Raw genomic sequence first — 13,287 nt, 5'->3', positions numbered from 1 at the left:
GAAGGAGGCGAGGGCGGAGAAGTAGGATGGTGGCCGGCCGGCCTGCCATCGCCCGCCAGGACAGAAGCAGCGCGCTTGTCCGCTCCTGGGGCGCGAGGCGCTCTCAGGAGTCGGTCGTGGCGAGGAGCTCCCGGGCGTCGCTGAGCACGGCGGCGCGGCGGATCCAGCGGTCCAGCTCGTCGATGTCGGTGCTCGCGAGGACGCGTTCCCGCACCTCGGCGGGGACCTCCAGCCCGCGGGCCTCGAGGAAGGCGAGCACCGCCTGCGCCTTGGCTTCGAGGATTCCCTCCTGCCGGCCCTTCGCCACGTAGCTGCGCGCGAATTCGCTCTGAAACTGGTAACCGCTCTTCATCATCGCCTCCAACCTCCGCCTCGCCGCTGCGTTCAGCGAGGATAGCACCAGGTCCCCGTAGACGGCCCGGCGCTCCTCATCGAGCCCGGCCGCCGCCGCGAAGAATGCCTCGCCGATGGCTTCGGCCGCCTCGGTCTGTCCGTGCGCCATGGCCGAGAGCACGGCGACCTCGGGCGCCGCCTTCGCCTGCTCAGCGTCGGTGACGACCGGGACGCCCTGGGGCCCGAGCACCAGCGGCGTCAGCGTCCAGCCAGGGTGGCCGGTGTCGATCGGCCGCGAGCACCACCGCGCCATCGCCGCGTCGATCGTCACGACCAGCAGTCGGGTCGGGCAGCGGTGCCGGGCGCGTCTGGGTGACGTACACGGGCCAGACGTAGGGCTTGTCCGGGTCTACCCTGAGCTGGACCTCGACGACGATCGCCATCGCGGGCCGCTGCTGCTCGCCGACCAGCAGCACGACGACGACATCCGCCCGGCGATCGGAGGGCACGATCGCGGTGAAATCGGAGGACTCGACGCGCGCCTCCGTGAAGGTCGGGACCGGATGGCCGAGCGCGTCGTGCAGCATCTCGGCGGCGAGCGTCGGGCGGTTCTTGAACAGCTCCACCAGAGCTTCATGGGTCACTGAGGGCATCGGGGCGTCTCATGAGTGGTTGCAATCATGCTGGATATGCGTGGCGCGCCAGGCGCATGCGGTGGTCCCGCAGGGGCCGAGCGGCGTCCTCCCACTCATGAATTCCGGGCGGCTCCTCGGATTCGTCACGGCGTGTGACCCGCGTGTGCCTCCCGGCGGTCCGGGCACGGGGCTGCGTGTGAGGGCCCTCGGGTAACGAACGGAATCAGGCCCTCGATGGTCGCCGACACCGTTCCGAGGAATCGGACACGGCGTCCGCTGTGTCTCTCGTTCAGCCGGCCCGCAGATTCAGATCAGGGGCCGATTCCCGGCGTCTCCCTCAGAAGATGCGGCGAGCTCCGTGATTTGTCGTTTCGAAGGGCGAGGGGACGCCGAGCCTGTCGCAACCCAAGCCGGAGATTCGACCGCGATCGGGGGTACCGGCGTTGCCGCCGATGCTCAGGGAGGCGAGCGCGGAGAAGTCGGCGGGTGCGGAGGACACCCTGCATCGCCGTCCGGCGACAGGAGCAGCGCGCTCGGCTGCTCCTGGGGCCCGGGGCGTTGGTTCAGGAGCCGGTCGTGGCGAGGAGCTCCCGGGCGTCGCTGATCACGGCGGCGCGGCGGATCCAGCGGTCCAGCTCGTCGAGGTCGGTGCTCGCGAGGACGCGTTCCCGCACCTCGGCGGGGACCTCCAGCCCGCGGGCCTCGAGGATGGCGAGCACAGCCTGCGCCTTGGCTTCGAGGATTCCCTCCTTCCGGCCTTCCTGCCGGCCCTTCGCTACGTAGCTGCGCGCGAACTCGCTCTGAAATTCGTAACCGCTCTTCATCATCGCCTCCAGCTTCCGCCTCGCCGCTGCGTTCAGCGAGGATAGCACCAGATCCCCGTAGACGGCCCGGCGCTCCTCATCGAGCCCGGGTGCCGCCGCGAAGAACGCCTCACCGATCGCCACCGCCGCCTCGCTCTGTCCGTGCGCCATCGCGGAGAGCACGGCCACCTCGGGCGCCGCCTTCGCCTGCCCGGCGTCGGTGACGACCGGGACGCGCTGGGGCCCGAGCACCAGCGGCGTCAGCGTCCAGCCAGGGTGGCCGGTGTCGATCGGCCGCGCGCTCCAGCGCGCCATCGCCGCGTCGATCGTCACGACCAGCAGCCCGGTCGGGCAGCGGTGGCGGGCGCGCGTCTGGGTGACGTACACCGGCCAGACGTAGGGCTTGTCCGGGTCGACGCCGAGCTGGACCTCGACCACGATGGCCATCGCGGGCTGCTGCTGCTCGCCGACCAGCAGCACGACGACGACGTCCGCCCGGCGATCGGATGGCACGATCTCGGTGAAATCGGAGGACTCGACGCGCGCCTCCGTGAAGGTCGGGACCGGATGGCCGAGCGCGTCGTGCAGCATCTCGGCGGCGAGCGTCGGGCGGTTCTTGAACAGCTCCACCAGAGCTTCATGGGTCACTGAGGGCATGGAGTGGTCTCACGGGTGGTTGCAATCATGCTGGATTTGCGTGGCGCACCAGGCTCATGTGGTCGGTCCCGCAGGAGCCGAGCAGCGCTCTCCCACTCATGAATTCCGGGCAGCTCCGTGAGGTCGTCACGCCGTGTGACCCGCGTGTGCGCCGACGGTCGTGGCACGGGGCTGAACGAGAGGGGAGGGCGCTCGGGCGCACGAGCGGAATCAAGCCCTCGACGGTCGCCAACGCCGTACCGATGCTTCGGACATGGCGTCCGCTGCGGCGTTTGCGCAGCTGGACGTCCGATTCAGCTTCGGGTTCGACTTCCGGCGCCTCTACTCAGGAGACATGGCGAGAGCGTTGTATTTTCGTTCTGAAAAGCGAGACGATCCCGATCCTGTCGTACCAGACGCCGGGGTATCGGCCGCGTCCGGGGCTGCCGGCGTTGCCGCCGGCGCTCAGGGAAGCGAGCGCGTAGAAGTAGGGAGGGCAGGGGCACCCTGCATCGCCGTCTGGCGACAGGCGCAGCGCGCTCGGCTGCTCCTGGGGCCCGGGGCGTTGGTTCAGGAGCCGGTCGTGGCGAGGAGCTCCCTGGCGTCGCTGATCACGGCGGCGCGGCGGATCCAGCGGTCCAGCTCGTCGAGGTCGGTGCTCGCGAGGACGCGTTCCCGCACCTCGGCGGGGACCTCCAGCCCGCGGGCCTCGAGGAAGGCGAGCACGGCCTGCGCCTTGGCTTCGAGGCTTCCCTCCTGCCGCCCCTGCTCCCGGCCCTTCTCCACGCCTTTTGCCACGTAGCTGCGCGCGAACTCGCTCTGAAATTCGTAACCGCTCTTCATCATCGCCTCCAACCTCCGCCTCGCCGCTGCGTTCAGCGAGGATAGCACCAGATCCCCGTAGACGGCCCGGCGCTCCTCATCGAGCCCGGCCGCCGCCGCGAAGAATGCCTCGCCGATCGCCTCCGCCGCCTCGCTCTGTCCGTGCGCCATGGCCGAGAGCACGGCCACCTCGGGCGCCGCTTTCGCCTGCTCGGCGTCGGTGACGACCGGGACGCCCTGAGGCCCGAGCACCAGCGGCGTCAGCGTCCATCCGGGATGACCCGTATCGATCGGCCGCGCACTCCAGCGCGCCATCTTCGCGTCGATCGTCACGACCAGCAGCCGGGTCGGGCAGCGGTGCCGGGCGCGCGTCTGGGTGACGTACTCAAGCCCTCGACGGTCGCCAACGCCGTACCGTTGCCTCGGACATGGCGTCCGGTGTGGCTCTTGCGTAGCTGGCCCTCCGATTCAGCTCCGGCTTGGACACCCGGCGCCTTCACTCGGACGACATGGCGAGAGCGCTGTATTTTCGTTCGGAGAATTGAGGCGATTCCGAGCCGATCGTACGGGAAGCCGGGTATCGGCCGAGGTCGAGGCTGCCGGCGTTGCCGGCGGCGCTGAAGGAGGCGAACGCGTAGAAGCAGCCTGGCGCACGGGCCACCTGCCATCGCCTTCCGGCGACAGGAGCAGCGCGCTTGCCCGCTCCTGGAGCCCGGGCGCCCTCAGGAGCCGGTCGTGGCGAGGAGGTCCCGGGCGTCGCTGATGATCACGGCACGACGGATCCAGCGGTCGAGCTCGTCGAGGTCGGTGCTCGCGAGGACGTGGGCCCTCACCTCGACGGGGACCTCGAGCCCGCGGGCCTCGAGGACGGCGAGCACGTCGTGCGCCTTGGCTTCAAGGATCCCTTCCTGCCGGCCCTTCGCCACGTAGCTGCGCGCGAATTCGCTCTGAAACTGGTAACCGCTCTTCATCATCGCCTCCAACCTCCGCCTCGCCGCTGCGTTCAGCGAGGATAGCACCAGGTCCCCGTAGACGGCCCGGCGCTCCTCATCGAGCCCGGCCGCCGCCGCGAAGAATGCCTCGCCGATCGCCTCCGCCGCCTCGCTCTGTCCGTGCGCCATGGCCGAGAGCACGGCCACCTCGGGCGCCGCTTTTGCCTGCTCGGCGTCGGTGACGACCGGGACGCCGTGGGGCCCGAGCACCAGCGGCGTCAGCGTCCAGCCAGGGTGGCCCGTGTCGATCGGCCGCGCGCTCCACCGCGCCATCGCCGCGTCGATCGTCACGACCAGCAGCCCGGTTGGGCAGCGGTGCCGGGCGCGCGTCTGGGTGACGTACACGGGCCAGACGTAGGGCTTGTCCGGGTCTACCCCGAGCTGGACCTCGACCACGATGGCCATCGCGGGCCGCTGCTGCTCGCCGACCAGCAGCACGACGACGACGTCTGCCCGGCGATCGGAGGGCACGATCTCGGTGAAATCGGAGGACTCGACGCGCGCCTCCGTGAAGGTCGGGACCGGATGGCCGAGCGCGTCGTGCAGCATCTCGGCGGCCAGCGTCGGCCGGTTCTTGAACAGCTCCACCAGGGCTTCATGGGTCACTGAGGGCATGGGTTGGTCTCATGAGTGGTTGCAATCATGCTGGATTTGCGCGGCGTGCCAGGCTCATGCGGTGGGACCCGCAGGTGCCGAGCGGCGTCCTCCCACTCATGAATTCCGGGCGGCTCCTCGGATTCGTCACGGCGTGTGACCCGCGTGTGCCTCCCGGCGGTCCGGGCACGGGGCTGCGTGTGAGGGCCCTCGGGTAACGAACGGAATCAGGCCCTCGATGGTCGTCGACACCGTTTCGAGGAATCGGACACGGCGTCCGCTGTGTCTCTCGTTCAGCCGGCCCCCAGATTCAGATCAGGGGCCGATTCCCGGCGTCTCCCTCAGAAGATGTCGATGATCATCGCGTCCCGCGTCGGGCCGGTGAAGATCGCGGCCACGTGCTCGCCGGCGTTCACCGTTCACCGCTGGCGCCTGCGCCGATCCGGGCCGCGCTGGCCGGAGCCGCTGCTACCCCTCACAGCCGAGCGAGCCGTCCGTCTTCGAGCAAACTCCAGGGGGATGAAGGTGCATACGCCTCGGTCCCGGCGACGGGCAGGCCTGGCGCATCCGTGAGCTGTTCGAGCCCCTCGTCGCGGAGTCGGATGCCACGTTCGGTGAGGCGGTAGACGAACGACTTCATCACCTCGTCAGGATTCGGGCGAGGCGCGCGCTCCACGAATGCGCTCGAAGCGTGCCTCGCCCATTGGGACAGACGATCTTCCAGGAACAGGTCGCCTGTACAGGAGAGAATTCCTCGCAAGTCCAGTCCAGATTGCGACCTGTCGCAGAACACGGACACGTCAGTCTTGTAATCCTCTGCCGAGAGGATGGTCAGGATGAGCTCGTCGAATCGGCTGAGGCGCAGGGCGCCTTCCGTGGTCCTTCTCGGAAAGAAGCATGACAGAAGCTCCCACAAGGGGGCAAGCTCCGGGAACCCTTCGACGCCAGCCATGCAGCTCTCGACGAAGGCCAAGGGATCCTCATCGGCGTAGCTCTCCCAGAGGCGAACGGCACGGTCGTAGCGTTCCACCGGCCAAGGGCGCGACTCGTCGAGACGATCCAGAAGAGCCTCGTCCAAATGGTCGGCTACCGACGCGGAGCAGTTGAACCGCGGAACGATCGGCGGCTCTGGAGGACTCGTCCTTGTGCCGTACACGAACTCGAGCTCGGCGACAATGACGTCACTGCATGCGATCCCGATGTGCCTCAACCAGCTACAGGCCCTCCACAGGTTCACTCGTTCGTGGAGGCTCACTGATACCCACAAGACGACGGGAAGCTCCCAGCGAACATCCGGAGAGTAGAGCCGATCCCACTTTTCGCCAGGATCGTCCCTATCGGAGTGGGGTTCAGAAAGGGACAACCACGTCTCGCGGAGCCGGTTATGTTCTGCGGCATCCCGACGGCTCGGTCCAATGACAAGACAGTCTGACGCGCGCACGACGTTGGTAGCACCGAGCCGAACCAGGCGGTCTGCTGTTGGCGGATCAAAGGCGACGTGCGTCGCATCAAGAAGCATGGGGGCGTCCGTCATGCTCAATCAAATCCACACTCCTCCCCTTTCCGGATGCGCGCACCGTTCTCCCGCTGGAAGGCGACGTCAACAGGTTATCTACATGGCGATTATGTTCATGCGGTAGTGCGTACGGCTCAGGTGCGGTCGGCCGCATTCCGCGCGCGGGCTACTTGCTGGCCATTGCGAAGGCTGAGCGCTCCCGGTCGCGGCGGTGACGGTGGGTCCATTCGGCAGGCGAGGCTACCAGATGCCTCTCACTGCGCCCGCTGCCAGGAGTACGGCCGCTGGCGGTGCGGCACCGGAGCTGCTTGCTACCCTCGAGAACGCGCCGGAGCTTGGCTTCGGCGGCTTGCAGGGGATTTCGTTCGTGGGACGGTGGGGTCGGACGGGGCAGGGGGCGGGGATGCGGCGGCGCGGCGGCGGCCGGCGCCGTTGGGGGTCTTGCCATTCTGCTCGCGCTCGGCGCGGAGGCGCTCGAGGAGGACGGAGGCGGGCTCGTCGTTCGGGTCCTGGGGGACGAGCTCGCCGCGGAAGGCTTTGGCGAGGATGGCGCGGTCCAGCAACGCAAGATCGCTACTTACATCGACGGCATGACGCTTGATTGCCTCGTATCTTGCGATACACGACTGAACCTGCTTCACAATCTCCTGCATCTCGCGCAGCGGTGCCAAAGGGACTTTAATCGCACGCACCTTGTCCAGATTCAGGTTGGGCTGTACCCCTCCTGACGAGATAAGGCGTATGTCTTCATAACTTTTAAGCAGCGCCAGCTTGACGTAAGATTTCGCCGAGCCTGCACTGTCTCTCATGACAATGGCGGCGATAGCCTGGTTCGTTGCTGCCTCGATTGTCAACTCGGACACTTTGCCTCGGGTCTTACCCTCACCATACATTGCCACAAGCAACGTATTGGGTGGATACAAGGTCAAGCTCGTTTCCCTTAGCGCCGTTTCTGTTACAGTTTCATCGGTGCTTCCGACCAACCACTCGTTCAAGGCACCGCTAGTGACCCATGGGATGCCACCGCCGTAGTAGGACGGTACCGATCGGGACGGGGTGGTGCCTGTGCCGACCTCCGCAAGCTCTCCAATTGAAGCCCAGCACCACCCCTCCGGCAGCTCTGGCAGCTCGCTCGCATCCACCGGCGTCGGCTCCTCGTACTTCTCCTTCCACCGATCGTCCCCCGGCACCTTCCCCTTCGCCCGCATCTTGGCGAGCTCCGCCTCCTCCCACCGCCGCCGCCGCTCGGCGCGGATGCGCCTGAGCAGCTCCTCGGCCGGCTCCACGTCGGGGTTCTTCTCCCGCCAGTCTGCCGTGAGATCGCCGCGGAAGGCGGCTGCGAGCACGGACTGGCGGAAGCGCTCGAGGAGCGCGGGGATGGCGTCGAGCGCCTCCTTGGCGCGGCGACTCTTGGCGGTGAGCGCCTCGAGCTTGGCGACGATGCGGCGCTGCTCGAAACGCGGCGGGATCGGAACGGGTAGAGCGCTTAACTTCGTAAGGCTGAGAGAAGCGAGGTTCGTTGTCTGTTTCCCCTCACCAACGAAGTATTCTTGTCCAAATGTGTTGCTGTACATCGACAAGAATCGGGGCAGAACGACGTCGCCTAAGATACGTGCGCGAAATACATGGTTCTGGTGAATGCACAGCGGAAGCTGTTCCTCCCAAACCCAACCGCGTCCGAGTTTGTCGCGGTCTCCGCCTTCATTGAATAGAACGTCGCCGGCTTGTAGCCGCAGCTCTGCTATTTCTCGATCCGTGGCCTCGATCTGGGCAACTTCGGAGAGATCGATATAACCTCGCTGGACATTAGCGACTCGAAGATATGGCACGAACTGAAGGCGCTCTTCCTGTCGGCGCTTTTGCCCCTTTGTGACCCCGCCCTTTATCTCGGCGAGGGTCTGCAGCGTTGCCCAGGCCCAGCCGACAGGTAACTCGCTCACGCCTCCACCCCCAGCTCCACCTGCAATGCCGCCATCTCTTCCGTCGCGACCCGCAGCTTCTCCAGGATCTCCGCTGCGATCTCCTCCGGCTCCGGCAGGTCATCCGCCCCACGGACGCTCTCGTCCTTGAGCCAGCTTATATCGAGGTTATCCCCCCGCGCCTTGATCTCCTCGCGCGTGAACCTTCTGAACCGGCCCGCCTCCCCCTGATCCTTCCGCCGGCTCTTCCCGTAAGGATCGCTCCCGAACGCCTTCTCGAACTCCGCGAAGTGCTCCGGCCCGAGCGGCGTCCTCTTCCCGAACGACGGCATGTTGGCCCGCAGGTCATAGACCCACACCGCCCTGGTGTTCCCCTTGTCCTTCTTCTCCTCCCCGCGCGTGAAGAACAGCACGTTCGTCTTCACCCCCTGCGCGTAGAAGATCCCCGTCGGCAGCCGCAGGATCGTGTGCAGATCGCACTTGTCCATCAAGTCTGACCGGATCTGCGCCCCGGTGTTCTCCTCGAAGAGCACGTTGTCCGGCAGCACCACCGCGGCCCGCCCGCCCGGCTTCAGCCCTCGGTAGATGTGCTGCAGGAACGCGAGCTGCTTGTTCGAGGTCGGATACGTGAAGTCCTCCCGCGACGGCAGCCCGCCCCCCTTCTTCGTCCCGAAGGGCGGGTTCGTCAGAATCACATCTGCCGGCGCCAGCCGCGCGCCGTCGGGCGAGAGCGTGTCCCCGCGCAGCAGATTCCCCTCGATGCCGTGCAGCATCAGGTTCATCAGCGCCAGCCGGTGCGCGTCCTCCACCAGCTCGATCCCGTAGAACGCCTTCTTCTTCTGAAAATCCTGCGCGCGCTGGGGCAGCTCATACATCTTGTCATCTGCCCTGATGAACCGATCCGCCGCGATCAGAAACCCCGCCGTCCCCGCCGCTGGATCCTGCACCAGCTCCCCCGCCTTGGGCTGGACCAGCCGTACCATGCAGTCGATGAGCGGCCGCGGCGTGAAGTACTGCCCCGCGCCCGACTTCTTCTCGCTCGCGTTCCGCTCGAGCAAGTCCTCGTACATGTTGCCGAGGCCCTCCTCGCGCGCCGAGTACCAGTCGAGCCGCTCGATCTCCTTGACCAGCGTTCCCAGGTTCTTCGGTTGCTTGATCGACGTCTTGGCGTTGACGAAGATCGCCTGAACGCGCCCGGACGCCTCGGTGCCCAGGTGGAGCAGCGTGGCGCGGTAGAAGTTGAGCAGCTCGATCCCTCCCTTGGCCGAGAGGTCGTCCCAGCGATACCCCTTGGGGAGCTCCTTCTCCGTGCCCGTCTCCTTCGCCATCTTGAGGAAGAGCAGGTACGTCAGCTCGGTGAGGTACTCGTGGTAGGTGATGCCATCGTCCCGCAGGACGTGGCACAGATCCCAGAGCTTGCGGACGATATCGGCGGTCGTCATGGTCGGCGCGCTCTACCTACCATAGTCAGCCGGCCGCCTTCGCCCAGATCGCCTCCTTCAGATCGCCCAGCACCTGCTCGAGCTGCCCGTCGAAGATCTTGTCGATCCGCTGGAAGCCGCCGTCGGCCTGGAACTGCCCGCGATCGAGCGCCGCCCGGTCCACCACCTCGTCGGCCTTGATCTGCTTGCCGATGCGCTCGAGCCACTTTCGCTGCACGGGCGTCCACGCGCGGCTCTGGCCGATCTTCGCCACCGCCCGGTCCACCCGCTCGCCGTAGGGCACCAGCGCGTCGCCGAGCGCGGCGCGCCGGATGAAGCCCATGATGGAGGCGGCGATGTCGGCGTTGGTCTTGTTCCGCCACGCGGTCCGCAACACCGCCTCGGTGTAGCCCGCCCCATCGAGCGCGAGCTTGAGCTCCCGGAGCTGCTCGCGGGTCAGGTCGCGCGGGCGCTGCGTGACGAGGACGAGCGCCGGGAGCGTGTTGATCTGGTCGCGAACGTAGGCCGCGAAGCTGTCCAGGTAATCGTCCGGCCGCGCCGCCTTGCCGTAGCCGTGCCCCACCTCGATCACCCGGTCGACGTGCTCCGAAACGATCATCGGCCGGCCGGCCCCGAGCTTGTCGTCCAGGAGCGAGACGAGATACCCGTGCTGGGCGAAGAACTCCGACGCCGCATCCGGCGTCCCCGCCTTGAGCAAGCGCGCGACCTCGGCCGGCGTCATCCCCGCGATGCCCTCGAACCGGGTGAGGCTCTCGCCCTTGAGCACCTGCCGCTTGCGCTGGAGCTTGGCGATGAGCTGCTCGAGCACCACCGTCCGCGCCTCGGCGTCCTTCACCGTCCTGAGCTCCTCCACGAGCTTCTGGAACGAGAGGCTCACGTCGTTCACCACCGATGTCATCGAGGTGAGCCGCTCGAAGTTCTCGTACAGCGCCACCGCGTCGAAGATGCGAAAGCTCGTCTTCTCGATCTGCGGGCAGAGGCGCGTGGCCCGGCCGAGCATCTGCTCGTACAGAATGCGGCTCTTGACCTGCCGCAGAAAGACGATGTTGCAGATCTTCGGGACGTCGACGCCGGTGGTGAGCAGATCCACGGTGACGACCACGTTGGGGAGGCGCTCGTTCTTGAAGTGCCGGATGAGCTGGAGCGGGCGATCGACGCTGGGGTGGCCGGTGATCTTGGCCACCGTCCCTTCGTCGACGCTGCCGTATTGAGCGAGGAACGCCGCCTCCAGGAACCTGACGACCAGATCGGCGTGAGCGTCGTTGACGCAGAAGATAAGGGTCTTCCCTGGGAGCGTGGGGTCGATGTGCCTGGCGAGCTCGGCGCACACGACCTCGTTGAAGCTCTCGGTGATGACCTTGCTGTTGAAGCCGTCGACGTCGATCTTCACCTCGTCCTTGACGTCGACGAGCTCCGCGGCGGCGGTGCGCGGGTCGATGCGCCGCATCTTCTCGCCCTTCTTCCAGATCATCCCCTTCCTCGCGAGGTCGGTGACGATGGACACCGGCGGCTCGTGGTCGACGAGGCAACCGTCGATCACCGCCTCACGGTACGAGTAGAGGAAGACCGGCGTGCCGAAGATCTCCTTGGTGTGCGCGGCGGGCGTCGCCGTGAGGCCGATCTTCACCGCGTCGAAGTGATCGAGGACGCGCCGGTACCTGGAGACGTAGTCGTCGAGGCTGCGGAAGCTCAGCTCGACGTCGCTCATCTCCTGATCGAGCGTGTACCCGCGATGACACTCGTCGACGACGATGCAGTCGTACTGGTCGACCGGCGGCACGTCGCCCTCCGCCTTCGGATCGAGGAGGCGCTTGACCATGCCCTGGATGGTCGCGACATGCAGCTTGGTGCCCGCGTCGGGCCGCACGTCGTCGAGACCCTTGATGTTGTAGATCTCCGCGAACGTCTGGAGGTTCTCGAGCCGCACGTCCTTGAGCGCGTCCACCGTCTGCTCCCCGAGCGCGCTCCGGTCGACGAGGAAGAGCACGCGCCGGAACCGCTGGGCCTTGATCAGCCGGTAGACGAGCCCGATGGCGGTGCGCGTCTTCCCTGTCCCCGTGGCCATCGCCACGAGGCACGCCCGCTGCCCGCTCTCGACCGCCGCCTCCACCGCCCGGATGGCGCGGATCTGGTAGTCGCGCAGGTCGAGGTAGCCCGTGGGCTCGTTTCCCAGCTTGGCGTGGGCGGCGTCGATGTCCTGCTTGAAGAGCGCGACGAGCCCCTCGGGCGTGTACCAGCCCTGGAGCGCGCGTGGGAGGGCGGTAGACAGCCGCGCGTCGCGGAACCAGATGCCGCTCTTGGTCTCGAGCTGCTTGAGATACGCCCGCCCGTTCGTGGCGAAGAGGAACGGCACCTTGTGCACCCCACCCCACGGACCACCCGCGAACCTGGCGTCGCCCTCCACCTTGAAGCCGCGGCTATAGCGAGTCGTCTGCTGCTTGAGCACGTTGGCGACATCCACGCTCATCTTCTTCGCCTCGACGACCGCGAACGCCTCGAGCCCGACGAACAGCGCGTAGTCGACCGGGCCGGTCTCCGTCGGCCACTCGGCGATGGCGAGGTTCTTTCCCTTCTGCGGCCTCGTTCCCCGCCTGTAGTGAAGCTGCTCGGAGTCTGCTTCCCATCCGGCGTCGCGGAGCTGCTTGTCGATGAGCCGGCGGGTCGCGGCCTCGTCGAGGTGGATCGCCTGCGCCGCTTCCGCAGCGCGGTTGACAAAAGCTTGAACCTCCGCGGCAGGCGCAGCCACGGCCTGGGCCTGGAGGGCGGCGAGCTCCGCGGCGAGCTGCGCCTTCTGGCGCTCGAAGGCCTCGATGTCCTTCGACCGCTTCTGCTCGGCCTCGGTGGCGAGGGCTTCCCAGAGAGCCCGGTCCTCGGCCTCCTTCCGGGCGCGCTCCTCGGCCGTGAGGCGCTTCCTTGCCTCCTCCTCGACGGCGGCTCGGACGGCCTCGATGTCGACCTTGCTCCTGGCCAGCTCTCCGCGCAGCCGCTCGAGCTCGGCGGCAAGCGCGGCGTCTTCCTTCGCGGGATCCGGCGGCGGCACGAAGGGCCCGGGGTCGAACTTCCTGTTGTTCCCGAACGAGCGCTGGAACCAGACGGCGAGCTCGCGCGCCATCTTGAGCTGGTGAAGCGCCTCGTGGTGGTCGCCGCGGAGCTCGTGGGTCGCCTTGTTTCCGGCGACGCGCAGGTCGTGGAAGAGCTGCCGTGTCGTCGCGTCGAGCGCGCCCCGATCGCGGAGGCGGCCGATGAGCGCGGCCTGGTTGTCCTCGGGCGACATGTAGAGCCCGAGGCGCGCTGCGGCGCGCTGAGCGAGGATCTCGCCGAACTGCCGCAGCTTCACAAGGCAGGTGTTCGGGTCCTCGGCGAAGTAGCGCTCCGCCTGCGTCCCGAGCACGACGAGGCGCGGGTCATGGTGGTCGAGAAACGCGAAGTTGGGCGAGGCGGCAGGGGGCATGGGATCGAGCTCGCGCGTCGGTGGGGGGACCGTTCCATGGAACACCAGCCCGGGGTGCGGATGGAAGCGGAACGACCCGCCGTGCCGGGCGGTATCGCGCGAGGAGCAGACGTTCAGGTGCGCGCGGTTGACGCGCACTTCGAG

6 protein-coding genes and 2 pseudogenes are annotated in these 13,287 nt (G+C 67.3%); all 8 read right to left on the bottom strand.

Features of this window, described 5'->3' with window-relative positions; all coding sequences use genetic code 11:
• Positions 1–103: 103 nt before the first annotated feature.
• The 8 genes and pseudogenes from ACSRUE_RS06410 to hsdR all read right to left on the bottom strand — a co-directional run bounded on the left by ACSRUE_RS06410 (position 104) and on the right by hsdR (position 13,281).
• Positions 104–986, bottom strand: a pseudogene (locus ACSRUE_RS06410) (hypothetical protein).
• Between the two features lie 545 nt (positions 987–1,531).
• Positions 1,532–2,428 carry a hypothetical protein gene (locus tag ACSRUE_RS06405; protein ID WP_441290246.1) on the bottom strand — a complete coding sequence of 299 codons (897 nt, stop codon included), beginning with the start codon at positions 2,426–2,428 and terminating at the stop codon, positions 1,532–1,534.
• Between the two features lie 549 nt (positions 2,429–2,977).
• Positions 2,978–3,613 (bottom strand): annotated as a pseudogene (locus ACSRUE_RS06400) (hypothetical protein); the annotation flags it as partial.
• Between the two features lie 338 nt (positions 3,614–3,951).
• The gene (locus ACSRUE_RS06395) at positions 3,952–4,836 is read right to left on the bottom strand and encodes a hypothetical protein (RefSeq protein WP_441290245.1); all 885 of its coding nucleotides are present in this window, start codon (positions 4,834–4,836) and stop codon (positions 3,952–3,954) included.
• A 454-nt stretch (positions 4,837–5,290) separates the two neighbouring features.
• Positions 5,291–6,349, bottom strand: a complete 1,059-nt coding sequence (locus tag ACSRUE_RS06390; RefSeq protein ID WP_441290244.1) for a hypothetical protein — start codon at positions 6,347–6,349, stop codon at positions 5,291–5,293.
• A 293-nt stretch (positions 6,350–6,642) separates the two neighbouring features.
• Positions 6,643–8,271 carry a restriction endonuclease subunit S gene (locus ACSRUE_RS06385; RefSeq protein ID WP_441290243.1) on the bottom strand — a complete coding sequence of 543 codons (1,629 nt, stop codon included), beginning with the start codon at positions 8,269–8,271 and terminating at the stop codon, positions 6,643–6,645.
• Positions 8,268–9,692 carry an N-6 DNA methylase gene (locus tag ACSRUE_RS06380; protein WP_441290242.1) on the bottom strand — a complete coding sequence of 475 codons (1,425 nt, stop codon included), beginning with the start codon at positions 9,690–9,692 and terminating at the stop codon, positions 8,268–8,270. The genes ACSRUE_RS06385 and ACSRUE_RS06380 overlap by 4 nt, the downstream gene beginning before the upstream one ends.
• Before the next feature lie 25 nt (positions 9,693–9,717).
• A complete protein-coding gene (gene hsdR, locus ACSRUE_RS06375) occupies positions 9,718–13,281 on the bottom strand; it encodes a type I restriction-modification system endonuclease (RefSeq protein WP_441290241.1) in 3,564 nt (1,187 codons plus the stop codon).
• Between the last annotated feature and the right edge of the window lie 6 nt (positions 13,282–13,287).

The organism is Sorangium sp. KYC3313, assembly GCF_052075895.1.
In the GTDB taxonomy this organism is placed as follows: Bacteria; Myxococcota_A; Polyangia; order Polyangiales; family Polyangiaceae; genus Sorangium; species Sorangium cellulosum_B.
This window is presented reverse-complemented; position numbering and strand designations above follow the sequence as displayed.